A 25,595-nucleotide genomic window follows, 5' to 3' on the forward strand; every position below is an offset into this window, starting at 1 on the left:
CCTAGTCAAATAATTGAGACAAATCCAAGCCTCCAAAAGGATTGTTTGAAAGACTACTTTCTGTCTCTAACAATTCTCTAGCTTGGTCTGACTCTAGAAATGACTCGTAAACACGCGCTGTCATACGAGCATCCTCTAAGCTATTATGAGACTGACCTTGAAATCCAAGAAACGAGGCAACGGTTTGCAATTTGAGATTAGCAATACCATGTAAATCCGAACTCCGACGTTCAAAAGCTTCGTCATACAAATCCACCTTGTACTGCTGACTGTAGTCTAAACCATGGTCTGCTAGAATAGGCAAATCACTTTTAGCAGCATTGTAGCCAACCATGGGTAAAGAACCCACAAACTCTTGGAAATCTTTTATAACTTTCTCCACTGGAGGGGCATCTTTTAATGTCTCAGCTGTAATCCCTGTCAAACCATTGATAAAACTCTTTAGAGGCACACTAGTATGGACATATGAATCATAGGCAGCGATTTCCTGACCATCTCTAAAACGCACTGCCGATACTTGAATCAAGTGTGTTTGCCCTTCATGCTGATTAAATTCTAAATCGAAAGCAATGTAATCTTCTAATCGTTCCATTCTATACCTCTCCTATACTGTTATTTTATACTAATTCAAACCACGTCAACGTCGCCTTGCCGTACTCAAGTACAGCCTGCGGCTAGTTTCCTAGTTTGCTCTTTGATTTTCATTGAGTATTACTTGAGCAACTATACTATTTAGAAACAAAAGAAGCCATCAGGTTAGCATTTAACCTAAACAGCTCCTTGATTATCCTCCAAATAAACGAGCAAAAAAGCCTTTCTTAGTTGATTGGACTTCTTCTTTTGCTTGGTCCAGCTCTAGCTTAAGATTTTCTTGATCCTTCATGGCTTGAAGGGTCAATTGTTGCTGCTGATCGAGTTGTTTGTCTTTCTCAGCAATCTGACGGTCTTTGATGCGCATCTGCTCATCTTTTTCTGATAACTGACGATCCTTGGCTTTTAATTGCTCATAGAGGCGGAGAATTTCTGCATTCTTCTCGTCCACTAGAATCTCCATCAGTTCACGTTGCTTGACATCTTCACTGACAGGCTCATCTTCAAAAATCGTTTTTTTATAGATTTCTTCTAGCTTAATCAAGCCACTTCTGGTAACGACTGTTACCCCTTTGTCATTTTTATCTGTGTCTTCTTCTGGTAATTCTTTGACACGGTTATTGATTGCTTGGCGAGATAATCCTAAGACCTCTGCAATCTCACTGACGGTCATTTCAATACTCATAATATCCTCTGAAACGTTTTCTAGCTTTTCTTTACTTAAATCTTATCATAAGCTAGAAAAACTGTCAAATTTCCGCTTAAGCTAAGGCCTTCAAAAAGGCTAACAAGACTTGAGCAGAGCGACGTCCAGCTTCGATAATAAACTCATCAAAAGAGATGTTTGCTTCATGGTTGGCATTATCACTCATAGCTCGGATGACTAAGACTGGAAGATTAAGAGCATGCGCTGCCTGAGCAATAGCTGCCCCCTCCATCTCAACAGCTAAAACTTCTGGGAAATGGGACTTAATCACTTCTATCTTATCATTTCCTGCAACAAAACTATCTCCTGTAGCAATCAAACCAAGATGCCAGTTCTGGTCCAATTGAGATAAACTCTCTTGAATTTTAGCAACAAAGGTTTTATCTGATTCGAAATAAAGTGGTTGTTGCGCCATTTGTCCATAAGCATAGCCAAAAGCTGTAACATCCACATCATGATAGGCTAATTTGTCAGCAATCACAACATCCCCAACAGCAATACCCTCTGCTACTGCCCCAGCTGATCCTGTGTTAATCAAAGCATCCACTTGAAAATGATCAGCCAAAATCGCCACACTCATAGCAGACATGACCTTACCAATTCCACTTTCTACAAGAACGACTTTATGAGAAGCAATGGTTCCTGTGTGATAGGTATTGCCTAAAACAACTTGCTCCTGGGCATTGTCTAAATGCTGGACCAGATAAGCCAGTTCTTCTGGCATAGCCGCAATAATTCCTATTTTCATTTCTATTCCTTTTCTATTACAAAAGTTTCATTGCTAAGACAAGCAAAATCAAGAGAAAGATGACTGCGAATAAGATTTTATTCAACTTAGAATTGAAGACATTTCTCTTGGTATTTTCAATGCGACGGCTTTTATGAATAGACGGTTCGACCTGAATCTTCAAGGTTTCCTGGCTAAAACCATGATCCTTAGGATTGGCATAACCAAAACGGGAAGAAGAGGTTGGTAAAATTTTTGTCTCCTCATCATCTAGCAAAGGAGGACCTGAAATCTTTTCGCCTCTATTAGCTCTTTCAATCATTTCATCCGTTAATAAAGGTTTACCCATACTGACCTCCTCTATTTTTTTTGCAATTCCCAATACTGAACCGCCATAATTGTCTTGGCATCGCAGATATGACCTGATTGGATCAATTCCTTGGCTTCTTCTAAGCTCACTTCAAGAACTTCCAAGGTCTCATCTTCATCCTGCGGACGCGGATTTTCCACTTTCGTCAAATCGCTTGCTCGGTATAGTTTTAATTTTTCATTACAAAAGCCAATGGCTGAATAAAAGTCATACAAAAGTTCTAATTTCCCTGTATAGGCTGTTTCTTCCTCTAATTCACGAAGTGCTGCTGCGACAGGGTCTGTGTTTTCTCCTACTTCCAACTTTCCGGCTGGAATTTCGTAAGAGACAGCCTCGATAGCTTTGCGGTACTGCTTGACCAAGATGAGTTTTTGTTCATCCGTTACTGCTAAAACACAGACAGCCCCATTGTGGAAAATCAAATCACGTTGGGCAATTCCCTTACCTTCTGGTAATTCAACCTGATCTTGAACCAGTTTAAAAATTGGTCCTTGATAGATTTCTTTTCGGATAAGCGTTTTTTCTTCAAATTCCATGATAAGCTCCTACTGATTATTAGGATGATGAGGAAGGCGTGTTGCATATTCGTCTTTATTGACCTGACGACCGCGACCAATAGCAATAGCATCCGACGGCACGTCTTTGGTAATAGTTGAACCAGCACCAATGAGGGAATTGTCACCAAGTTCTACTGGCGCAATAATGGTTGAATTTGAACCAACAAAGACATTGTTGCCGATGACTGTCTTGTATTTGTTTTTGCCGTCATAGTTAACTGTAATAGTTCCAGCACCAAAATTAACCTTGCTACCCACTTCACAGTTTCCGATATAAGTCAAATGACCAGCCTTAGTATTCTCGCCGATAGAAGAACCTTTAACCTCAACAAAGTTTCCAATATGGACTTGGGCACCCAGACTTGAACCTGGACGAATGTGGGCATAAGGTCCGACAGTTACGCCGTCAGCAACACTACTTTCTTCAATCATTGAGTTAGTAATAACAGCTCCTGCTCCGATAGTGCTATCCACTACATAAGTACCATTTGTCAAAACAGTCTCAGGACCAATTTTCGTTTGGCCTTTCAAGGTAACATTGGCTTCGATTTGAACTTCCGGAGCAATCTCAACATCAATATCGATATAAGTTGCTTCTGGATTGACAAAGCTAACACCGTTGACCATGTGCTGATGATTGATGCGGCGACGCATAACCGACTCAGCAGTCGCAAGTGCCACACGGTCATTTACCCCAAGACTTTCATCAAAATCTTTCAAAGTATAAGCGCCAACTTTTTCACCAGCTTCACGGAAAATGCCAATGACATCTGTAATATAGTATTCGCCTTGAGCGTTGTTGGTATTGATATTTTTCAAAGCCTCAAACAAACGCTCGTTATCAAAAACATATGTTCCAGTGTTGATTTCCTTGATTTGCTTTTCAAAATCTGTAGCATCCTTCTGCTCAACAATGCGAAGAACTTCAGCATTGTCATTACGAACAATTCGTCCATAGCCAAAAGGATTATCTGTTTCAGCAGTCAAGATAGTAGCCACATTTTTATGATTGATGTGGAAATCAATCAAGTTTTTCAAGCTTTCACCAGTGATTAAAGGAGTATCTCCTGCAATAACCAAGGTGTGACCTGACAAACCTTCTAAGATTGGCTCTGTCATCATAACTGCATGGCCAGTCCCTAACTGTTCAGATTGAGTCACAAATTCTGTCTGTCCAGCCAAGACCTGCTCAACCAATTCCGCCTTGTGTCCTACAACGGTTACTGTCTTTTCAGGTTGGATAGCTCCCACACTACGGAAAACATGTTCCAACATAGAAATACCCGCAACCTTGTGCAAAACTTTTGGCAAATCAGATTTCATGCGAGTCCCTTTACCCGCTGCTAAAATAATGGCATAATTTGACATAATCTTCTCTTTTCTCTAGAAATTCCCCTTTATTATACCATATTTCAAATCATTCCGCGCTCTTGAATGAAAAAATGCTCTAAAGTCCTTTCTTAACCCATTTTTTGAGTATTTTTTTTGATTTTTTCTCATTTTTAAGGTAAAATTATGAGATATGAGAAAGAAAATAAATCCACTTATTTTGTTTGGTTTTTTTGGGATTATGATTTTCATTTTAATCCTGAATCGCCCTCGTTTTGAGGACCATCCTGTAAAAACAAAGTCAAATATCGCGCAAGTAGAAACCCAAGCGCTACATAATATAGATAAACCGGTGATTGATGTTTCTGGTTGGCAACGTCCTGAGGAAATTAATTACGATACTCTCTCCCAAAACATTTCTGGAGCTATTGTTCGCGTCCATAGTGGTGCTCAAACGTCCAAAGAGAACGATGCTTCCTATGTTAATGGTGTTGATAAGGCCTTTAAAACCCATATCACTGAGTTTCAAAAACGAAATGTCCCAGTTGGTGTCTATGCCTATGTAGCCGGAAAAAATGTCCAGGAGATGGAAAAAGCTGCTGAGGTATTCTATAACGCCTCTTCTCCATACAGTCCAAGTTACTATTGGCTAGACGTGGAAGAAAAAACCATGTCTAATATGAACGACGGTGTTGAAGCCTTCCGAGCAAAGCTTGAATCACTGGGTGCTAAAAATATCGGAATCTATGTTGGGGTCTACTTCATGGAAGAGCACAGTATTGATACAGACAAGTTTACCTCTGTTTGGATTCCTTCCTATGGTTCTGACTCAGGATTTTACGAAGCTACTCCTAAGACTGATTTAGATTACGACATTCACCAGTACACGTCTAAAGGAAAAATTGCTGGCTTTGACCACGATTTGGATATCAACGTCATCTCTTCCTTAAAAAATAAAGAAGAAACCTTTAGAAAACTCTTTTTAAAACCTTAAAAGCATTTGTTTATCATTTGCTTTTTCTTTTTGTGTTTGATTGTGATACAATATAGTAAGGATTTTTTGAAATAGAAATAGTTGGAGGAAAAATATGCTCTCATGGTTAGCACGTATTATTAAAGGGATTGTGATTGCTCTTGGATTTATCTTACCGGGAATTTCCGGAGGGGTTCTAGCAGCAATCTTAGGAATTTATGAACGAATGATTGGTTTTCTGGCTCATCCCTTTAAAGACTTTAAAGAAAATGTTTTGTACTTTATTCCAGTTGCCATCGGTATGCTTCTGGGAATCGGCTTATTTTCCTACCCGATTGAATACCTGCTTGAAAATTATCAGGTCTTTGTCTTATGGAGCTTTGCGGGTGCCATCATTGGTACAGTTCCTAGCCTTCTCAAAGAATCAACTCGAGAATCTGACCGAGACAAGATTGATTTAGCTTGGTTCTGGGCAACCTTTATCATTTCTGGACTAGGTCTCTATGCCTTAAATTTTGTAGTTGGAACCTTAAGTGCCAGCTTTCTTAATTTCGTACTAGCAGGTGTACTGCTGGCTCTTGGCGTATTGGTTCCTGGCCTCAGTCCATCAAATCTACTTTTGATTTTGGGACTCTATGCTCCTATGTTGACTGGTTTTAAAACCTTTGACCTCTTGGGAACCTTCTTCCCGATTGGAATCGGGGCAGGTGCAACTCTCATCGTTTTTTCAAAATTGATGGATTATGCCTTAAACAATTACCACTCACGTGTCTATCATTTCATCATCGGTATCGTCCTATCAAGTACCCTTTTAATCTTGATTCCAAATGCAGGAAACGCTGAAAGTATCCAATACACTGGTATTTCTCTTGTTGGGTATGTTATCATCTCCTTCTTCTTTGCGCTGGGAATCTGGCTTGGTATTTGGATGAGCCAATTGGAGGATAAGTATAAATAATGGCAAAAAAAGTTAAAATCAAAAAAACATTAGTAGAACAAATCCTGTCTAAAGCAAATATCCCACATCAGGGGATTCAAATCAATGCCCTGGAAGGAGAGCTTCCTCAAGGTTATGAACGAGATCAGATTTTCAAAACCTTGGCTCTTTTGGGAGATAAAACAGGACCGATTATCGGAATTGTCCCTATCACTCAACACTTGTCGGAAAAGAAACTAGCCAAAATTTCTGGCAATAAAAAAGTGAGCATGATTCCACAAAAGGACTTGGAAAAAACAACTGGTTACATTCATGGAGCAAATAATCCTGTCGGAATTCGTCAGAAACACAATTATCCCATTTTTATCGATAAAATTGCTCTAGACTTGGATCAAATGATTGTCTCTGCTGGGGAAGTTGGTCACAGCATTATCGTTGCTCCCCAAGACTTGGCCAGCTTTGTAAAGGCCGACTTTGCAGATATCTTGGAGGACAGCAAATAATGAAACTCTACTTTGTCCGCCACGGTCGTACAGTCTGGAACCAAGAAGGACGCTTTCAAGGTGCTAGTGGAGATTCTCCCCTTCTTCCTGAATCCATTGAAACCCTAAAACAACTTGGCCAATATCTCAAGGAAATTCCTTTTGATCAGATTTATTCAAGCGATTTACCTCGAGCGGTCAAATCTGCTGAGATTATCCAAAGTCAACTCCAGACCCCCTGTCCTTTAGAAAGTGTTTCTAATCTCCGTGAATGGCAGCTGGGGAAGTTAGAAGGTTTGAAAATCGCAACCTTGGAAGCTATTTACCCGCAACAAATCAAAGCTTTTCGATCTAATCTTGCTCAATTTGACACTCAAATGTTTGGAGCCGAATCCCTCTATAGCACCACGCAACGGACAATCCAATTTATCAAATCATTAAAAGATAGTCCAGCTGAGCGTATTCTAATTGTCGGTCACGGCGCTAATCTTACTGCCAGTCTTCGTACTCTTTTAGGTTATAAAGAACCTCTTCTTCGTAAAGATGGTGGTCTAGCAAATGCCAGCCTGACCATTCTAGAAACCCATGATTTTGAAACATTTACTCTCGATACTTGGAATGATACTTCCTATCAATAACAGAACTTGATTTTAGCGTCAAGTTCTTTTTAGTTTTGAAAGATTATCCGTGAATTTCTTGCTTATTTATGATAAAATGGGAGTATCGCAAAAAATGACTCATCGTATTCAATTTTGAGTAAAACTAGGAGGATCCCATGTCAACAGAACATATGGAAGAACTAAATGACCAGCAGATCGTTCGCCGTGAAAAAATGGCTGCGCTCCGTGAACAAGGAATCGATCCTTTCGGAAAACGCTTTGAACGCACTGCAAATTCACAAGAATTAAAAGATAAATATGCCGACCTCGATAAAGAACAATTACATGATAAAAATGAAACAGCTACTATCGCAGGACGCTTGGTAACCAAACGGGGTAAAGGTAAAGTAGGTTTTGCCCACCTTCAAGACCGCGAAGGTCAAATCCAGATTTACGTTCGTAAGGATGCTGTCGGTGAAGAAAACTACGATATCTTCAAAAAAGCAGACCTTGGTGACTTCCTTGGTGTCGAAGGTGAAGTGATGCGTACAGATATGGGAGAACTCTCTATCAAAGCTACTCACATCACTCACTTATCTAAAGCACTCCGCCCACTTCCTGAGAAATTCCACGGTTTGACAGACGTTGAAACAATTTACCGTAAACGTTACCTTGACTTGATTTCTAACCGTGAAAGCTTTGAGCGCTTTGTCACTCGTTCAAAAATCATTTCTGAAATCCGTCGTTACCTTGACCAAAAAGGTTTCCTTGAAGTGGAAACACCTGTTCTTCACAACGAAGCTGGTGGTGCGGCGGCCCGTCCATTTATCACCCACCACAATGCCCAAAACATTGACATGGTGCTTCGTATCGCGACTGAGCTTCACTTGAAACGCCTTATCGTCGGTGGTATGGAACGCGTCTATGAAATCGGACGTATCTTCCGTAACGAGGGAATGGATGCCACTCATAACCCTGAATTTACTTCTATCGAAGTCTACCAAGCTTATGCTGACTTCCAAGACATCATGGACTTGACTGAAGGCATTATCCAACACGCTGCTAAAGCTGTCAAAGGCGATGGTCCAGTTAACTATCAAGGTACTGAAATCAAAATCAACGAACCATTTAAGCGTGTTCACATGGTGGATGCTATCAAGGAAATTACTGGTGTCGATTTCTGGCAAGACATGACTTTGGAAGAAGCTAAAGCTATCGCTGCTGAGAAGAAAGTTCCAGTTGAGAAACACTATACTGAAGTTGGTCACATTATCAATGCCTTCTTTGAAGAGTTTGTTGAAGAAACCTTGATCCAACCAACCTTTGTCTATGGCCATCCAGTAGCTGTATCTCCACTCGCTAAGAAAAATCCTGAAGACGAACGCTTTACTGACCGTTTCGAGCTCTTTATCATGACTAAGGAGTACGGTAATGCCTTTACTGAGTTGAACGACCCAATCGACCAACTTAGCCGTTTTGAAGCCCAAGCTAAAGCCAAAGAACTTGGTGACGATGAAGCGACAGGCATCGACTACGACTACATCGAGGCTCTTGAATACGGTATGCCTCCAACAGGTGGTTTGGGAATCGGTATCGACCGTCTCTGCATGCTCCTCACTGATACAACCACTATCCGTGATGTATTGCTCTTCCCAACAATGAAATAGATTCTTATCCTCTGGTACTTGCCAGAGGATTTTTTTATAGTACAAAGAAATAGACTGAAGTTTTCACCTCAGTCTATTTTTTATCGAACTTTAGAAAGGAAGTTTCTTTCTTAGTCTTCTTTTTTCTTACGAGCTACAAGTCCGAATGCACCCAACATTCCAAGAAGTCCAAGACTAGATAAAATGTTCTTATCGTCTGTACCAGTATTTGGTAATTCCTTCTTGTCATTGGCTACGGTTGTTTCACTAACTGCCTGATTTGATTCTGTTCGACTTACCTGAGTTGGAGTAACTACTGGTTTATCTGGATCTGTAGGACGAACTGGCGAAACAGGTTGCTCAGAGCGAGTTGGGGTAGCTACTTTTTTATAGGTATGAATCACATTGCCATTTTTATCTGTTTTAGTACTAATATATTCATAACCTTCTAAAGTCTTAGGTTCATGGCTACCATTTTCTTCTGGAGAAATTTCTTTACCATCACCATCTTGATAACGTGTTACGATATGAATAGTTGAACTACCATTGTTACCTTGACTATTACCATGATTAGATTTAGGAGTTACTTTCACAGGAACTTCTACTGTCACTTTACGTCCATCAGGTAATTCAATCTCAACCGTTACAGATGGCTTATCACCTGGTGTATTTGTTTTTGGAATTTCTCCAACTTTAGTAATTTTCCAACCTTCAGGAAGATCTACATATTTTTTCACTTCATCTTCAGTAATCGGTGTTCCAACTTCCACTACAATAGGAGTTACTGTCGGTGTTACGATAATTGGTACCTCTACTTCAACAATTTCTCCAGTAGGAACTTTAATCTTCACTTTAACACTTGGTTTCACTCCAGCTGGAATTGTTGTTGGGATTTCTCCTACTTCGACAATTTCCCATCCTGGTTCTTTTGGAAGATCAATATGTCCTTTCACATCGTCTGGTGTGATTGTAGTTCCTTGTGGTACAACAATTTGTCTTACGGTTGGCGTAACGATGACTGGTACATCGACAGTAATCTTACGACCATCTGGTAATTCAATCTCTACTGAAACGACTGGTTTTGTTCCTGGTGTAGTTGTTGTTGGAATTTCTCCTACTTTTGTTACTTTCCATCCTTTTGGCAATTCTACGTGTTTCTTAACATCTTCTGGCGTAACTGGTGTCCCTACTGGAACTACTACAGGTGTTACTTTCGGTGTTACGATTACTGGAATGTTCATCGTTACGCGAATTCCATTTGGTAATTCAATCTCTACTGGGATACTTGGTCTTTCCCCTGGAACATCCGTTGTAGGTTTATCTCCAATAGAAATAACTTTGACTCCTTTTGGAATGTGTTTTTCAACATCCTCAGCAGTAATTGGATCTCCTTGTTTTTTAACAATATCTTCAATAGGTGTAACATTTACTGGAATTTCTACAGTCACAACTTTACCGTTTGGTAATGTAATCGTTACTTTTACAGGATCCTTCTTACCTGGTGTTGTTAAGTCTGGAAGATCTCCTACCTTAGTTGTTGCTCCTTCTGGTACTTTGATTTGTTTTAAAATATCCTCTGGAGTCAATTTAGCTGTTGTTACTGGTGTTTCAATTGGTGTAATTGGTGTTACATTCACTGGTACGTCTACTGTCACTACTTTGCCATTTGGTAATGTAATCGTTACTTTCACTGGGTCTTTCTTACCAGGCGTTGTTAAGTCTGGAATGTTTTCTACCTTAGTTGTTGCTCCTTCTGGTACTTTGATTTGTTTCAAGATATCTTCTGGAGTCAATTTATCTTTCGTTACTGGTGTTTCGATTTCCTTAACTGGTGTTACTGTTACTGGTACGTCTACTGTCACTACTTTGCCATTTGGTAATGTAATCGTGACTTTTACAGGAGTTTTTTCTCCAGGTGTTGTTAAATCTGGAATGTTTTCAACCTTAGTAACCTTACCACCTTCTGGAATCTTAATTCCTTTAGTATAATCGTCCGGTGTTAATGGTGTGGTTGTTACTGGTGTCTCGATTTCCTTAACTGGTGTTACTGTTACTGGTACGTCTACTGTCACTACTTTACCATTTGGTAATGTTACTGTTACCTTCACTGGATCTTTCTTACCTGGCGTTGTTAAGTCTGGAAGATCTCCTACCTTAGTTGTTGCTCCTTCTGGTACTTTGATTTGTTTTAAAATATCCTCTGGAGTCAATTTAGCTGTTGTGACTGGTGTTTCGATTTCCTTAATTGGTGTTACATTTACCGGCACTTCTACTGTAATCACTTTTCCATTTGGTAATGTTACTGTTACCTTTACAGGATCTTTCTTACCTGGTGTTGTTAAGTCTGGAAGGTCTCCTACCTCAGTAGTTGCTCCTTCTGGTACTTTGATTTGTTTTAAAATATCCTCTGGAGTCAATTTAGCTGTTGTAACTGGTGTTTCGATTTCCTTAACTGGTGTGACTGTTACTGGTACGTCTACTGTCACTACTTTGCCATTTGGTAATGTAATCGTTACTTTCACTGGGTCTTTCTTACCTGGTGTTGTTAAGTCTGGAAGATCTCCTACCTTAGTTGTTGCTCCTTCTGGTACTTTAATTTGTTTTAATACATTCTCTGGAGTCAGTTTTTCTGTTGTAACTGGTGTTTCGATTTCCTTAACTGGTGTGACTGTTACAGGAATATCTACAGTATAAGATTTACCATTTGGTAATGTAATCGTTACTTTTACAGGAGTTTTTTCTCCAGGTGTTGTTAAATCTGGTAAGTCTCCTACTTTAGCTGTTGCTCCGTCTGGAATATTTAGACCTCTAGTATAATCTTCTTCTTTTAATGGCGTATTTGTTACAGGTGTTTCAATTGGTGTTGGTTTTGTTTCAACTACTTTAATAGTAGCTGGAACTTCTACTAACACTTTCCCATCTTTATCCTTTACAACTACAGTAACTGGTTTATCACCTGGTGTTGATCCATCATATGGAGTTGTTTGTCCTTCTGGAACTTTGTATTCGAACGTTGAACCTTCTGGATAATCACTTGGTGTGATACTATCTTCAGCTTTAGGTTTATCTTTATCTTCAGCATTTACTGGAGTTAATTGTTCTTTACCTTGAACGACTTTAATCTTCGCAGGTACTTCTACAATTGTATCTCCATCCGAATCTTTCACGACTACAGTAACATCTTTTTCACCCGGTGTTGTTCCATCATATGGAGTTGCTTGTCCTTCTGGAGTTTTGTATTCAAATGTTGAACCTTCTGGATAATCATCTGGAGTGATGCTATCTTTTGGTTTTGGTTTCTTATCATTTTCAGCATTCACAGGGACATATTGTGTCTTAGGTTCTACTACTACAATTGTCGCTGGAATTTCTGTAATTGGTTGTCCATTCAGCTTAGCTACCACCGTTACTGGTTTATCACCTGGTGTTGTTGTATCTACTGGAGTGTTATCTTTATATTCAAATGTTGTTCCAGTTGGGAAATCATTTGGATTAATGTTTTCTTTTGGATCTGGCTGTTTCTTAGCTGGGTCTACTGGTACATATTTAGGATAACCTTCCACTACACGAACTGTAGATGGCACTTCAACTAATACCTTATCCCCTTGTTTCACAACAACGGTAACTTTCTTATCACCTGGTTTAGATGTATCTACTTCTTCTTTATACTCAAATGTTGCATCATCTGGGTAATCATTCGAATCAATGCTATCTTCAGGTGATGGTTGTTTCTTACCTTCATCTACTGGAACAATTTGTGGGTAACCTTGTACAACTTTCACTTTTGTTGGTACTTCTACAAGTGTATCATTTCCATCTTTTGCAATGACAACTACATCTTTTTCTCCTGGTGTTGTTGTATCTACTGGAGTCTTATACTCAAATGTTGTTCCTTCTGGGTATTGTTCTGGATCAATGCTCTTAGCTGCATCCGGTTGTGGTTTGCTTGGATCTGCTACTACGTATTGTGTCTTAGGATCTACAACTACTACTTTCGCAGGAACTTCTGCAATTGGTTGACCATTTAACTTAGCTACAACAGTTACATCTTTTTCACCTGCAGTTGTTGTATCTACTGGTGTTTTGTATTCAAATGTTGTGCCATCTGGATATTCTCCTGGTGTAACACTATCTTTCGCTTCAGGTTGTTTCTTAGCTGGATTTGCTACTACAAATTGTGGTGTACTATCAACTACACGTACAGTTGCTGGTACTTCAACGATTGTATTTCCTTGTGGATCAAGTACTTCAACAATCACATTCTTATCACCAGTTGTTGTTACATCGATTGGAGATGTTTGCCCATCTGGAGTCTTATATCTAAATGTAGATCCTTCTGGATAATCTGTTTTATCAATGCTCTTTTCTGGATCTGGTTGTTTGTTGTTTTCATCAACTGGGACGATTTGTGGTATACCTTCAACTACTGTAACTGGTACTTTAACAGTTGTTGTTTTCTCTTCATCATCTACAATGTATTTAACAGTCACATCCACTTCAGTATCATCTGTTAAGTCAGGGACTGTTACTGTAGCTGTTTTATCAATTTCAACTCTAGCACCTTGTGGTAGTTTACCTGTAAATGTTCCATCAGCAATCGCTTTTTCAGCTTGAGCAAGTACTTTTTCTTTTGCTTTTTCTTTGTCGCCATTTTTAGGAACAAGAATTTCATCTGCTTCTGGTTTTGGTAAAACTGTTACTGGAACTTTCACTGTTTCGGTTAACTTACCATTATCATATGTTACCGGGATTGTCGCTTCTTTATTTCCTGCTTTAGCAGTAATATCTTCAGCAATGACAGGTTCACCTTTTGTTCCGTCTGTACCTGGTGTTACAGCACCTTTCACATCATCTTTTGTAACAGTATCCCCTTCAAATACTACTAATTTCTTAGCTGTTGAACCTACTACTGTTACTGGGACTGTTACTTCTCTAGTTGCAACTACTTTACCATCTTTTACATACTCTACAACTGCTGTTGCTGGCTTTTGTACTCCAGTTGCTGTTGTTTCCGGTACTGTTCCTGCTTTAACTTCTTTAACTCTTACAGTTACACCATCTGGCAATTTATCAGTTGGAACTGCAGTTGCTGCTTCTACTGCTTTCGCTTTAACTGCTTCATCTAAACCAGTGCTATCTTTAAGAACTGTTACACCTGTTGGTTCTACTTTTGGTAAAACTACAACATCTACTTTAGTTTCTACAGGAATTGTTTCAGTTCCTTTTGTATAAGTTACTGTTGCTGGCACTTCTAGTGTTTGACCTGCTTTTTTAGCTGTTGTAGGAATATCTGTAATATCATTTTTAGTTGGAGTAAAGCCGTCTACAGCTGTAGGGTTTACTTTTTCTTTCAACTGATCATTTGTTACTGCATCATCTTCAACTGTATACAATTTATTCGTTTCTTGATCTTTTACAGTAATTGTATAGGTAGTTGAATTCACTGCAGTTTCGGCACCTTTATTTGTTCCAGTATCCGTTTCAGTATCCGCAGTAACGATATTTCCGTTACTATCTTTTACTTCAACTTTAACTGTGTAAGTACCTACTTCTGATAATTTAACAGTTGCTGCTTCTGCTGCACTTCTATATTCTGTTACTGTTCCTGAAGGAGATGTTAACGTTACTTTTGTAACTGTTGTTTCCTTTTTATTTGGAGCAGTTGTCGCATCATCTTCTGTATCTGTAATTGTTACTGCAGCTGATTTTTGTTTTACTAAATCTACTGTAGCACCTTTTACAGTAGTATATAAACTTGAGCTAATAGACGGAGCATCATTTAATATAGACGCTTTATCTGAAGAACTTGCTGTTTCTACTGCATCAACTGTTCCTTTAAATCCTGATGTAGTTGAAATCGTCCACTTATCTCCAGTTTTTGTTGCTGTTACAGTAGAATTATCATCAGCAGACCATTTATTTAATCCTTTATCATATTTAACAGTTACAACCATTCCTTTATTAGTATCAGTTGCTGAATCTGCTGAACTGTTCGCCGTATTTTCTTTTTTATACGTCGTTAATGTACGAGATACATTATTGACGGCTGTAACTTTTCCTTCTGCGTTTAATGTTCGAGTATATTCGTAAACATTAAAGATTGTTTCTCCATCTTTATTCACATCAACATATAGGTCACGTTTTAACCATGTTGTTGTACCGTCGCTGTTAGGAGTTTTCTTCTCAGCAGTCTCACCAGATAATTCCCAACGACCACTAGTTTTATTGAATGTTGCTACTACATTTTCTCCTAGCTGCGTTTTTAATGTTACTTCGGCTCGTGTAAACGTTGCTGTAATATTTTCACTATTTGCAGTTACGTTAATCGTATCTGTTGCGGCATTTGCTGTTGCTGTTGGAAGAACTTTCAATTTAAACGTTTCTCCAACTGAACCAATTTCATCATTGACGTTTACAGCAGTATTTGTTGTTTCTGATACAACCCATTTACCATCTTTAGCAACAATTTTTGTATTTGTTCCATCTGGTAATGTAATTGTCGCTTCTGAAGCCCCTTTAGAAATTGTAATCGGAACTTCTGTATCGTAAGCATGTACATTTTTTACAGATACTGAAGGTGCAATTTTAAATGTTGCGTGTGCGTATGCCTCATTGGCATTTGTCTCTTGATAATCTCTTGCATAGATTGAAACTCGATAAATTCCAGCTTCAGTCGGTGTTCCTTTAAATCCATTTGGATTATTTTCAGTCATATCATCAGATGCAATTGTGAAGCCGACACCTGGAATTTTCGTCTCATTTCCCGTTAATTCTGTAGGCGTAGCAGCACCAGTACCTGTCGTTCCTGTAATCTTCGCTCCAGAAACACCCAGAATAGCACGTCCTACAGTTTCTGTGATTGTAGTTGTACGTCCAATTGGGGTTCCATTTTCATTCGTTAAAGTATAAGAAACTCTTCTATTATTTGGTACCCCAGCATGCGAAGCTCCAGCATCTCTATATTCTACTGGAACAGTTAGTGCTTCTCCAACTTTCCCTTCTTTAACAGTATCGTTAATTTCTAGTGTTGGTGGTGTTCCATCTTTCCATGCTGTTCCACCAAATCTATGATCATCTAGTGGAATCGTAACACTTTTACCAGTAATAGTATTTTTAAACGTTACTCGAGCTTTTACTTGTTGATAGTTAAATGGACTTCTATGTGTTACAACCCCTTGCACACTATCTGTTGCTTTGTCATAAAATAAACCATTCGGGAAATTGGACACATTGAAATCTGAAACAGTCCAACCAGCCTTTTTAGCAGCTTCTGTTACTTCAATACGTTTACTTACATCTTTAATGTATACTTTATCAATACCTTGTTCATATCCAAGTTTATAGATACTAGAAAGCAGATATTCATAAGGTCCATTTCCATAGTAAGTTGCTGGGATTTGACTTGAAATACTAGTTCCATTATATCTTAGCTTTCCACGCCATAGTGGAGCTTCTTCTATAATTTTTTGGACTTCTTCAGCAGGAAGTTTCAATCCATAGTCAATACGAGCCTTTACATCACTCTCTTTACCATCATAAGTATAGTTAGATGGTCCAGGACTAGGTCTTGTACCAGCTCTTTGATCAGAGAACACTCTAAACTCTAAGTCAGCAGCATCTGCTATTTTCTCTGGAGTATTAACACCTAAATCACCTTGACCTGGATGGCGACTCCCGAACGGCATTGTATAAGTATCCCAACCAGTAAAGTTTTCTCGTGATACTGTACTTGTGCTTCCGATAATATTTTTCGCAGTTGGTTGCGCTGGATTTGTTGGTGTGATTGTATCACTAGTTCCTGTAGTTGTAGCACCGTTACTAGATGAATCAGCTCTAAACTCACTTTCCCCTTTACCAGGGATAGCTTGTCCATTTCTAGAATCTTGGTTTTGGTTTACTTTTTCTTCTTCAGTTGCTTCTGAATTGATACTGTTTAAAATGATAAGGCTACTTGAAAGTTGTTTAGCAAGTGCATCAACGTTTGACTGTGTTTTTGTATCATCATTTAAAAGCTCTTTTGCTTTATGAACCAAATTTTTAGCATCATCAATGACTGATTTTGTTTTCTTGCCTTCAGTTAATTGACTCAATCTACTTTCAGCTTTAGCAACTAAATCTTCTAACGATGCTGTATTAATAGCAACTTTTTCCGTCACTACATTTGGAGTTTCAGCTTCACTGGCTTGTTTGTCAGTAGCAGACTCCTTTACAGAAGTATTATTTTGTCCATCGGGCTCTTTAGCAGTAACAAATTCTTGTCCAGTAACTTCCTTAGAGGTTTCCGAGGACTTATCAGTTAGATTTTGAGGATTTTGAGGATTTTGAACTTCTGTATGTTCTGAATTGGTTAATTGTTCAGCCGCTTGGACGCTTCCTCCACCAAGGAAAAACAGTCCAGTAGCTACAGCCACACTAGCCGCACCAAAACTAACCTTACGAATACTGTAACGTGTGAATTTTTCCACCTGCGATTGACGAACATATCGTCCTTTAGAATTAAACATAAATAGATTCCTCCAACATAATATGAATTGTTAATATATGATACTTTGATGTAAAAAATAACTTTAAACCACAAATAAATATAGTAATATGTCATCTTTCCATTTAATATATTATCGAACAATAATCAATCTGTCAAGCGATATCTAACTCTTATATTATAAATAAAAAGAAGAAACCGTCATTTAGATTCCTTCTTTCACTTCTTTTGTTGCTACATCTTCTCCAAACCATTTTTGGCTGATTTCCTGGAACTTTCCTTCTTGGTATAGTTCGATAAAGGCCTGGTTTAATGCTGTTAATAATCTTTTATCAGCTGGTCTAACTCCGACCGCAAAGGATTCACTTTCAAATCCTGCTGAAAAGACATTGTAGTCATTTAATATCCCCTCAGACTGGAGATAGTAATTAGCATACACTCGGTCAATCAACAAGGCATCAATCCGATCATTTTTCAAGTCAATCAAGGCCTCATTAAAACTCTGGTACTGATTAGCCTTCTGGTCTTTGACACGATTTTTCAGTAAATCTGGCTGGGCTTCAAAGTCTAAATAACCAGAGGAACCTGCTTGGGCTCCCAAGGTCTTATCCTTCATATCCTCTACTGAACGAATCTGCTGGCTTTTCTTCGTAACCAGAACTTGCTGATTTTCCATATATGGAATGCTAAAGGCAACTTTCTCTCGGCGTTCATCAGTGGCAGAATAGCCATTCCAGATGGCATCAATGGTTCCATTTTGCAGTTCCGTCTCCTTCATATCCCAGTCAATGGGTTGAAATTGAACCTTAAAACCTAATTTTTCAGAGACAGCTTGTGCTAAGTCAATATCAAAGCCTGTATATTGGCCATTCTTTTCTTCAAAACCCATGGGTACAAAGGTATTGTCAAAACCAATAGTAATGGTCCCCTGCTCTTGATATTTATCCCAGTTATCCTGCTTTGGATCACTAGCCTTCTGAGTACAAGCTGTTAAAAAAAGAGTCAGGAGAGAAACCAATACTAAAGCAATTTTCTTATTAGTCATTGGCACCTCCTACTTGGGCTCAACCTTGAGAATCTGATCTGCGATATTTTCAGCGAACTGTAAATCGTGGGTAACCACAATCTGCGTCATGCCAAGTTCCCTATTTTGCAAGATCAGTTTTTCCACTTCCAAGCGCAATTCTGGATCAAGTGCAGAAGTTGGTTCATCGTAGCCAATGATTTCTGGGTCAATCATCATAGCACGCGCTAAGGCTACCCGCTGCTTTTGACCACCAGATAGTGAGAAAGGATAGGCGTCTGCATGACCAGCCAGTCCTAATTGTTCCAAAAGCCCTCGCGCCTTCTTCTCAGTCTCTTCTTGCTTCATTCTCATGGTTTTTACGGGCGATAAGGTCAAATTGTCTAGAACGGATAAATGAGGGAAAAGTTGAAAATCTTGGAATACAAATCCCAGTAAATTCCGCTTCTCTAGTTCATCCAGTTCTAAAGTTTCTCCATTATAAAAGATTTGCCCTGAATCAATGGTTTCAAGACCCGCAAGCATACGCAAGAGGGTTGTCTTACCTCCACCAGAAGGTCCTACGATAGCTAGGATTTGCTTTTCAGGAATTTTTAGACTGAAATTAGATAAAATTTGCTTTTCACCAAAGCCTTTATTGATATTTCGTAATTCTAACATGGCAGTCTCCTATCTATAGTAACTGTACTTCTTCTCAACTTTTTTGGAAAGAATAGTCACAATCCCAATCAAAATCAAGTAAATGGCTCCTGCCAAGAACATAGGAACTAGACTAGCATCACGGTTGGCAGCTGTGCGACTAGCCAAGATAAGGTCTGAAATGCCTAGAGCATAGACCAGAGAGGTATCCTTGACCAAACTCATGACTTCATTAAAGACACTAGGAAGAACAATCTTGGTCACTTGGGGCAAGATAATATAGCGTACTGTGGCAAAAGGACTGAACTTCAAGACCTTAGCAGCCTCATATTGACCTTTAGGAATGGTATCAATCCCACCACGGAAGATTTCAGCAAAGTAAGCCGCATAATTCAATACAAAGGCAATGATAGCCGCAGGAAGACGGTCCAAACGAATCCCAATACTTGGCAGCACATAATAGATAAAGATTAATTGCAAGAGCAAGGGTGTGCCTCGCATAATCCAAATATAAATATTAATCAAATGATGGAGGGGCTTCCAATGGACTTGCAAGGCAAAGGCAATCAAAACGCCCAAAGGAATAGAAAAAATCAAGACCAGTGCAAAAACCTGCAAAGTCATGCTTGCACCGCTCAATAAACTCGGTAATATCTCAAACAAATAAGACATACTGCACCTCCTAAAAATAATTGTTCCTATTATAGCATAAATAAACAAAATAACCAAGAATTTTTGTAAAAAAATTCTATTTGAAAAAGAAAAACTATATCTATCAAAAATGATTAGATACAGTTTTTAAAAATATATTCTTATAATCTCTCAAATAAGTCTTGCATTTGCACATCATCTGGAACCAGTTTTAAATAAGTTTGTGCATTGACTTTTGCTTCCTCAAAGTAACCTAATTCACGCAAAAGATAGATATAGTGTTCCAGAAACTCTGGATTGTCCTTCAAATCCCCTACTAATTCTTGGTAAAGCTCATAGGCAGTATCCAAATCGTCCATTTCTTGATAGGAACGAGCAATCATCCACTTGGTCAAGAGATTTTCTGGCTCTTCGCTCTGCAAGTCTAGAATATCCTCATAACGCTCCTGCTCCAGATAAATAGTAGCTAGACGGAGTAAGATTTCTTCCGTATCCTCAGCATCTTCTTTAGCAGTAAGGAGGTAGTTCTCTGCATCACTAGCATCATGCAATTCATAAGAAAATTGTGAAGCAGCCAGCAAGAGACGAGTTTCAAAGGGATTTTTCTCTAATCCTTGCTTAGCGATACGCAGGGCTTCTTGAACTTGGTGTTCCTTATGTAAGGCCTGACTGTACCCATACTCATAGCCTTCAAAGTCAGGAGAAATGGTATCGATCTGCTTAAAATAGAGGACAGCTTTTTGGTATTCTTCTTGATCAAAGTAAAGGCTGGCCAGCTCAAAAGCTGTTAGGTCATCGTATTCTAACTCCAGGGCTTTTTCCAAAAACTCTGTAGCCGTTTCAAATTTCCCTAACTGAGCATAGGCAAAGCCAATTCGTTGATAGGTAGAAATGCCTGTTTGCTCATAAATTGAGCGATTATCTAACTGGGCATAGCCTTGAATAGCTTCTTGGTAATTTTCCAACTCACTATCCAACTCTGCCAAGCCAAATATTAAGAGAGGATCCTCTGAGTAGGTCAAAGCCTCCAGCAGTTTCTCACGCGCCACATCTGTCAAACCTTCCAACTGGTAAAGATCTGCCTTAAGAAGCAAAGCCGAGACATACCAGTCACTGTCAGCTTGGATTTCCTCAAGATAAGCAAAGGCTTCTTCGATTTGACCATCCTCGCTAGCGATTGTTGCTAGATTAAGATGAAGCTCTGGGAAATCCTCTACGATTTTCAGGTAAATTTCCTTGGCCTGAGGATAGAAACCAATTCCTTCAAGATAAGTTGCTAACTCATACAGAAGGTCACTTGGATCATTTTCTAAAGCTTCGGCGAAATAGTGCTCTGCCTTGGCTAAATCTTGCTCTTCCAAAGCATGTAACATCTGTTGACTATTGTTCACTCTTGACTTCCTCGCCCTCTTCTTCATATAGGCCACTGACTACCTTGTACCATTCGAAAATGGCTGAAATGACAACTTTAGCAGAAGCATAAACCGGAATACCGAGTAAAACTCCCCAGATACCAAACATGGATCCTGAAGTTAACAAAACAAAGAGAACATTAATAGGATGGATGTTTAATTGACTTCCCAAAATCAGTGGAGAGACAAAACGGCCTTCAATAGTTTGTTCCACGATAAAGACAATCACTACTTTCAAAAGCATGACTGGTCCCGCAATCAAGCCCAATACTAGGGCAGGAAGCATGGCTAGGAAGCTACCAAGATAAGGAACCAGATTTAAAATACCAGCAGTTACCCCCAACGTAACTGCATAGCGTAGACCAATAATCTTGAAGAAAATCATAAACATTACCGCAACAATAATAGCCACTGTTACTTGCCCTCTAACATAGTTGGACAACTGTTGATTCACATCTGACAAGACCTGTCCAACAGGTTCTTTCAATTTCGTTGGCATGAATTGGGTCAAATAGTGACGTAGGCCTTTTCCATCACGTAAGAGATAAAAGAGCATGAAAGGAACGATAATCAAGGCAACAATCACTTGAGAAGTACCGCTAATAAAGGCACTTACCCAGTTGACTGCCTGAGAAGAAACTTTACTTGCCCAAACTGTAGCCTGACTTGAGAAGTTTGTCAAAACTTGCTCTAACTGAGGCCTGAAATCATCTGGTAAACGCTTAGTTACCAAATCATCAATAACTCGATCAGCATCTTCGAGGTAGATTGGTACATTTCTTGCAAATGTTAAAACTTGACGTTGTAGATTTGGAATAGCTACTGCCAAACCCCAAATGATAAAGAGAGCGATGATGACAAAGACAATACTAATCGCTATAACACGATTGATTTTGTGTTTCTCCATCCAATCAACAATAGGATTTAATAAATAGTATAGTAAACCAGATAGAATGACTGGCAACATCACGACCGCCAAAAAGTCTAAAACAGGTGAAAATAGAAAACTAATCTTACTTAAAATAAAAAGATTCAGTCCCAATAATAAGGTTACCAAAAATACCGTAATGGCCTTATTATCCAAAAACCACTTGAAAAACCAAGATAGGCTAAAATGTTTCTCTTTTTGCTCCATAAATACTTCCTTTCTATTGTTCTCTCATTATACCATTTTTAAATCAAAATAACTCTTTTTTAAAGTGCTTACATGGAGACCGCGACATAAAAAATCTCCTCAAAAGAGGAGATTTGATTAGTCTTGAATATGACGGTCTAAGTTCTTCTGATAATCAGCATTGGATTTGGCTTTTTCATCAGCAAATTTCTTGCGGAACTCATCCATTTCTTTAGAAGTGACAATCTTATCTTGGAGTTTAAGATATTTATAACTGTTGTCGCCTGTTTTGTCACCAACCCAACCATCAGCACCACTGCCTAATACTTTCTTCGTTACAAGCATTTGGGCACCGTCTGAGTGTACAGGAATAACCAGAGCACTATCTGTTAACCAAGCTTGCGCCTTAGCATATTTAGAATAACGTTTTTGCAGATCTATTTTTTCACTATTTGCATCATCAATCAATTCTTTGTATTTATCCAATCCAACTGTTTTAATGACTGGATTGTCTGTTCCTGGTGCTACACCAAGAGAACTGAGGACACTTGGACCTGAAGTTGGATCAAATACATCTAGATAGGTTGATGGATCTGCATAATCCGGACTCCAACCACTATTAACATTAATGTCCCAATCAACATTATTATTTGATGTCGCTAGAACAGTCATGCTTCCCAATTCATCATCAGAAACTTGTTGAATATCAACAACTACATTTTCAGAGCCGATGGCTTCTTCAATTGATTGTTTATAAGACTGAGCTTGATGAATAAAATCTGTCTGAGTAGATGAAACTGGAAGATCTAAATGAATAGGAAACTGTACTCCATCAGCTTGAAGAGTTTTCTTAGCAGATTCAAACTTAGCCTTAGCCTTGTCTACATTATGAAGTGAATCTTGGGCATCATCAAGACTGACATCTTTCCAGACATTATCCAATTTATCCAATTCTGTCTTAGTAACTTGACCAAATGTTTGATCTCCTACTTGTACAAATGTTGGAGGAGTGAAACTTGTACGTAACTTACGAGGCGCTACTTCATCTCCAAACACCTGAGAAACAGCTGCTTTACGATCTGCAGCAAATGCCAAGGCTTGACGGAACTCTTTATTTAAAAGTGCTTTCTTAGTAGAGGTTTTTTCTGCATCACTTGTTTTAGCAGTATGATTGTATGACACACGATCAATATTAGTAGACATATAGAAGACGCCACCTCTTTGTTGACCATATACAATATTATCCTTGTACTTTTCTTTTAGACGTTCATAGTTGGCAGAGTTTTTAAAGAGTGGAGCTGCTGGATAATGTCCCTCATCAAAACCTCGTCCTAGGGAGTCTGCATCTTGACCATCAAAGAAGGATAACTTGATATCATCAATAAAGACATTCTGCTTATCCCAGTAGTTTTGGTTTTTGGTCATTTCGATAGAAGATTTCGAAGTAAGGCCCTTAAGAAGGAAAGCCCCATTGTAGAGAATGCTCGTTACATCAGTAGCCTTACCGAAATCATCTCCTTTAGAAGCCAAAAAATCTCCACTTACTGGAGCTAGAACTCCCATCGTTGTCTTAGAATTCCAGAAAGATTCTGGATGATTCAAAGTGTAAACAACAGTATAATCATCTGTTGCTTTTACACCTACTGTTGAGAAATCTGTTGTTTTCCCATTTACATAGTCATCCAATCCTTTGATAGAATCCTGTACGAGATAAAGAGCCTGTGATTTCTTATCTGCTGCATGTTTCAGACCAGTTACAAAGTCTTGAGCCTTGACTTCACCATACTCTTCCCCCTCATTTGTATACCATTTGACGCCCTGACGGATTTTATAGGTATAGGTTAAACCATCCTTAGAAACAGTCCAATCTTCTGCAACTGATGGAACTAAATTTCCATATTGATCATTTTCTAGTAATCCGTCAATAACATTACCTGTAATCTGTTTAGTGCTGACATTCCCAGAAACTGTATAATCCAAAGTAACAGGATCTGATGTAAACACATAGGCATAAGTCACTGGCTTAGTAGCATCCTTATTACCATTACCAGATGAACACGCTGCTAGAACGGCAGTAGACAAAACTGCAATTCCAGTCGCTAAAAAAACTCGTTTTTTCATAGTAAGGACTCCTTTAAACATTTTATGAATTCATTATAGCACTTTTAAGAAGAAAAGTAAGGAAAACAATCTCAATGTTATTATATTTTTTAAAAAAACAATCAATTATTTTTTTAAAGTGCTTACATCTAATTGGATGTCTTTAATTGGCTTGTTTTTGTGATATAATAGTCTTATCTTTACACAGAGGTATAGTAATGAAAGAAACTGTTTATTTTGGAACTTATACACGTCGTACTTCCCAAGGGATTTACATGGCAGACTTTGATACAGAAACTGGTCTGCTTTCAAATCTAGAACTTTTTGCAGCTGAACCAAGTCCGACCTACCTTGCCTTTGACCAGCATCAACATTTATACACTGTTGGTAGTCAAGACGATAAGGGTGGAATTGCAGCCTATCAAACTAATGGCACCTTATTAAATCACGTCGTTGAAGAGGGAGCCCCCCACTGTTATGTTGCCGTTGATGAAGAGCGTGATTTGGTTTACGCAGCAAACTACCACAAGGGACAGGTCCTTGTTTATAAACGTCAGGAAGATGGTCGTCTTCTACTTAGTGATGTTGATCAACACAGTGGCCAAGGTCCACATGAAAATCAAGCTTCTCCACATGTTCACTATTCAGATTTAACACCTGACCACTATCTAGTGACCTGCGACTTGGGTACTGACCAAGTAATTACTTATGATCTTGATTCAGAAGGAAAATTATCTAAGCTCTATACCTATCATAGCCAGCCAGGAGCAGGCTCACGCCATATTATTTTCCATAACCATTATAAAATCGCTTATCTCATTTGTGAACTCAATAGCACTATCGAGGTTCTAATCTACGATGGTGTTGGCGAATTTGAACGCATGCAAGTCATTTCAACTCTACCAGACGGTTATGAAGGCTTTAATGGTACTGCTGCTATTCGTCTCTCTAAAGATGGTAAATACCTCTACGCCTCTAACCGGGGTCATGATTCTATCGCAGTATATACAATTCTTGCGGACGGTAGCTTAGAGTTGTTAGAAATCGTTCCGACACATGGTCAGACTCCACGTGATTTTGATTTGACACCAGACCAAGAATTTGTCATTGCTGTCCATCAAGACTCTGACAATGCAACCGTCTTTAAACGCAACTCTGAAACTGGACGTCTAGCAGAACTTTCTAATGACTTCCATGTCCCAGAAGCAGTCTGCATCAGTTTTGCCCCTTAAGAAAACATAAAAAATGAACTTGGT

19 protein-coding genes are annotated in these 25,595 nt (G+C 38.9%); 6 read left to right on the forward strand and 13 right to left on the reverse strand.

Going from position 1 to position 25,595, the window contains the following annotated elements; genetic code table 11:
- Position 1: 1 nt before the first annotated feature.
- The 6 genes from OCF95_RS01570 to glmU all read right to left on the reverse strand — a co-directional run bounded on the left by OCF95_RS01570 (position 2) and on the right by glmU (position 4,319).
- Positions 2–592 carry a 3'-5' exonuclease gene (locus OCF95_RS01570; RefSeq protein ID WP_261035456.1) on the reverse strand — a complete coding sequence of 197 codons (591 nt, stop codon included), beginning with the start codon at positions 590–592 and terminating at the stop codon, positions 2–4.
- A gap of 192 nt (positions 593–784) precedes the next feature.
- On the reverse strand, positions 785–1,276 hold the full coding sequence (rocS, locus tag OCF95_RS01575; RefSeq protein WP_000021242.1) for a chromosome segregation protein RocS: 492 nt from the start codon (positions 1,274–1,276) through the stop codon (positions 785–787).
- 76 nt (positions 1,277–1,352) lie between these two features.
- Positions 1,353–2,045: a 5'-methylthioadenosine/adenosylhomocysteine nucleosidase gene (locus OCF95_RS01580; RefSeq protein ID WP_004256611.1), complete on the reverse strand. Its 693-nt coding sequence runs from the start codon at positions 2,043–2,045 to the stop codon at positions 1,353–1,355.
- Positions 2,046–2,061: 16 nt separating this feature from the next.
- Complete coding sequence (gene macP / locus OCF95_RS01585; RefSeq protein WP_000517861.1) at positions 2,062–2,373, reverse strand: cell wall synthase accessory phosphoprotein MacP; 312 nt, start codon at positions 2,371–2,373, stop codon at positions 2,062–2,064.
- A gap of 11 nt (positions 2,374–2,384) precedes the next feature.
- On the reverse strand, positions 2,385–2,930 hold the full coding sequence (locus OCF95_RS01590) for an NUDIX hydrolase (RefSeq protein WP_261035455.1): 546 nt from the start codon (positions 2,928–2,930) through the stop codon (positions 2,385–2,387).
- A 9-nt stretch (positions 2,931–2,939) separates the two neighbouring features.
- Positions 2,940–4,319 carry a bifunctional UDP-N-acetylglucosamine diphosphorylase/glucosamine-1-phosphate N-acetyltransferase GlmU gene (gene glmU / locus OCF95_RS01595; protein ID WP_261035454.1) on the reverse strand — a complete coding sequence of 460 codons (1,380 nt, stop codon included), beginning with the start codon at positions 4,317–4,319 and terminating at the stop codon, positions 2,940–2,942.
- A gap of 154 nt (positions 4,320–4,473) precedes the next feature.
- Here glmU and OCF95_RS01600 point away from each other — a divergent pair, with 154 nt between their 5' ends.
- From OCF95_RS01600 to lysS, 5 genes are all read left to right on the forward strand, one after another.
- The gene (locus OCF95_RS01600; protein ID WP_045607094.1) at positions 4,474–5,274 is read left to right on the forward strand and encodes a glycoside hydrolase family 25 protein; all 801 of its coding nucleotides are present in this window, start codon (positions 4,474–4,476) and stop codon (positions 5,272–5,274) included.
- A 94-nt stretch (positions 5,275–5,368) separates the two neighbouring features.
- Positions 5,369–6,211: a DUF368 domain-containing protein gene (locus OCF95_RS01605; protein WP_261104722.1), complete on the forward strand. Its 843-nt coding sequence runs from the start codon at positions 5,369–5,371 to the stop codon at positions 6,209–6,211.
- On the forward strand, positions 6,211–6,693 hold the full coding sequence (locus tag OCF95_RS01610) for an aminoacyl-tRNA deacylase (protein WP_261104723.1): 483 nt from the start codon (positions 6,211–6,213) through the stop codon (positions 6,691–6,693). Before OCF95_RS01605 ends, OCF95_RS01610 begins: the two co-directional genes overlap by 1 nt.
- Entirely contained in the window at positions 6,693–7,310 is a 618-nt protein-coding gene (locus OCF95_RS01615) for a histidine phosphatase family protein (protein WP_004256600.1), read from the forward strand. Before OCF95_RS01610 ends, OCF95_RS01615 begins: the two co-directional genes overlap by 1 nt.
- A 137-nt stretch (positions 7,311–7,447) precedes the next feature.
- Complete coding sequence (gene lysS, locus OCF95_RS01620; protein WP_261104724.1) at positions 7,448–8,938, forward strand: lysine--tRNA ligase; 1,491 nt, start codon at positions 7,448–7,450, stop codon at positions 8,936–8,938.
- Between the two features lie 110 nt (positions 8,939–9,048).
- Here the strand turns inward: lysS and OCF95_RS01625 are convergent, their stop codons facing one another.
- From OCF95_RS01625 to OCF95_RS01655, 7 genes are all read right to left on the reverse strand, one after another.
- Positions 9,049–17,421, reverse strand: coding sequence for a Rib/alpha-like domain-containing protein (locus OCF95_RS01625; RefSeq protein WP_261104729.1), 8,373 nt, complete (start codon positions 17,419–17,421; stop codon positions 9,049–9,051).
- A gap of 183 nt (positions 17,422–17,604) precedes the next feature.
- Complete coding sequence (locus OCF95_RS01630; RefSeq protein WP_261071267.1) at positions 17,605–18,444, reverse strand: amino acid ABC transporter substrate-binding protein; 840 nt, start codon at positions 18,442–18,444, stop codon at positions 17,605–17,607.
- Positions 18,445–18,453: 9 nt separating this feature from the next.
- The gene (locus OCF95_RS01635; RefSeq protein ID WP_261104730.1) at positions 18,454–19,083 is read right to left on the reverse strand and encodes an amino acid ABC transporter ATP-binding protein; all 630 of its coding nucleotides are present in this window, start codon (positions 19,081–19,083) and stop codon (positions 18,454–18,456) included.
- 9 nt (positions 19,084–19,092) lie between these two features.
- The gene (locus OCF95_RS01640) at positions 19,093–19,734 is read right to left on the reverse strand and encodes an amino acid ABC transporter permease (RefSeq protein ID WP_261104732.1); all 642 of its coding nucleotides are present in this window, start codon (positions 19,732–19,734) and stop codon (positions 19,093–19,095) included.
- Between the two features lie 140 nt (positions 19,735–19,874).
- Positions 19,875–21,104 carry a tetratricopeptide repeat protein gene (locus OCF95_RS01645; RefSeq protein ID WP_261104733.1) on the reverse strand — a complete coding sequence of 410 codons (1,230 nt, stop codon included), beginning with the start codon at positions 21,102–21,104 and terminating at the stop codon, positions 19,875–19,877.
- A complete protein-coding gene (locus OCF95_RS01650) occupies positions 21,094–22,260 on the reverse strand; it encodes an AI-2E family transporter (protein ID WP_261104735.1) in 1,167 nt (388 codons plus the stop codon). Before OCF95_RS01650 ends, OCF95_RS01645 begins: the two co-directional genes overlap by 11 nt.
- A gap of 117 nt (positions 22,261–22,377) precedes the next feature.
- On the reverse strand, positions 22,378–24,360 hold the full coding sequence (locus OCF95_RS01655; RefSeq protein ID WP_049544035.1) for a peptide ABC transporter substrate-binding protein: 1,983 nt from the start codon (positions 24,358–24,360) through the stop codon (positions 22,378–22,380).
- A gap of 197 nt (positions 24,361–24,557) precedes the next feature.
- Between OCF95_RS01655 and OCF95_RS01660 the strand changes: the two genes are divergently transcribed.
- Complete coding sequence (locus OCF95_RS01660) at positions 24,558–25,571, forward strand: lactonase family protein (RefSeq protein ID WP_261104737.1); 1,014 nt, start codon at positions 24,558–24,560, stop codon at positions 25,569–25,571.
- Positions 25,572–25,595 lie beyond the last annotated feature (24 nt).

This window comes from Streptococcus mitis (genome assembly GCF_946188615.1).
GTDB classification, from domain to species: domain Bacteria; phylum Bacillota; class Bacilli; order Lactobacillales; family Streptococcaceae; genus Streptococcus; species Streptococcus mitis_BZ.

Coding starts and splice junctions, on each gene's coding strand:
- OCF95_RS01570 (WP_261035456.1), bottom strand. CDS start 592: ATGGAACGATTAGAAGATTACATTGCTTTCGATTTAGAATTTAATCAG.
- rocS (WP_000021242.1), bottom strand. CDS start 1,276: ATGAGTATTGAAATGACCGTCAGTGAGATTGCAGAGGTCTTAGGATTA.
- OCF95_RS01580 (WP_004256611.1), bottom strand. CDS start 2,045: ATGAAAATAGGAATTATTGCGGCTATGCCAGAAGAACTGGCTTATCTG.
- macP (WP_000517861.1), bottom strand. CDS start 2,373: ATGGGTAAACCTTTATTAACGGATGAAATGATTGAAAGAGCTAATAGA.
- OCF95_RS01590 (WP_261035455.1), bottom strand. CDS start 2,930: ATGGAATTTGAAGAAAAAACGCTTATCCGAAAAGAAATCTATCAAGGA.
- glmU (WP_261035454.1), bottom strand. CDS start 4,319: ATGTCAAATTATGCCATTATTTTAGCAGCGGGTAAAGGGACTCGCATG.
- OCF95_RS01600 (WP_045607094.1), top strand. CDS start 4,474: ATGAGAAAGAAAATAAATCCACTTATTTTGTTTGGTTTTTTTGGGATT.
- OCF95_RS01605 (WP_261104722.1), top strand. CDS start 5,369: ATGCTCTCATGGTTAGCACGTATTATTAAAGGGATTGTGATTGCTCTT.
- OCF95_RS01610 (WP_261104723.1), top strand. CDS start 6,211: ATGGCAAAAAAAGTTAAAATCAAAAAAACATTAGTAGAACAAATCCTG.
- OCF95_RS01615 (WP_004256600.1), top strand. CDS start 6,693: ATGAAACTCTACTTTGTCCGCCACGGTCGTACAGTCTGGAACCAAGAA.
- lysS (WP_261104724.1), top strand. CDS start 7,448: ATGTCAACAGAACATATGGAAGAACTAAATGACCAGCAGATCGTTCGC.
- OCF95_RS01625 (WP_261104729.1), bottom strand. CDS start 17,421: ATGTTTAATTCTAAAGGACGATATGTTCGTCAATCGCAGGTGGAAAAA.
- OCF95_RS01630 (WP_261071267.1), bottom strand. CDS start 18,444: ATGACTAATAAGAAAATTGCTTTAGTATTGGTTTCTCTCCTGACTCTT.
- OCF95_RS01635 (WP_261104730.1), bottom strand. CDS start 19,083: ATGTTAGAATTACGAAATATCAATAAAGGCTTTGGTGAAAAGCAAATT.
- OCF95_RS01640 (WP_261104732.1), bottom strand. CDS start 19,734: ATGTCTTATTTGTTTGAGATATTACCGAGTTTATTGAGCGGTGCAAGC.
- OCF95_RS01650 (WP_261104735.1), bottom strand. CDS start 22,260: ATGGAGCAAAAAGAGAAACATTTTAGCCTATCTTGGTTTTTCAAGTGG.
- OCF95_RS01655 (WP_049544035.1), bottom strand. CDS start 24,360: ATGAAAAAACGAGTTTTTTTAGCGACTGGAATTGCAGTTTTGTCTACT.
- OCF95_RS01660 (WP_261104737.1), top strand. CDS start 24,558: ATGAAAGAAACTGTTTATTTTGGAACTTATACACGTCGTACTTCCCAA.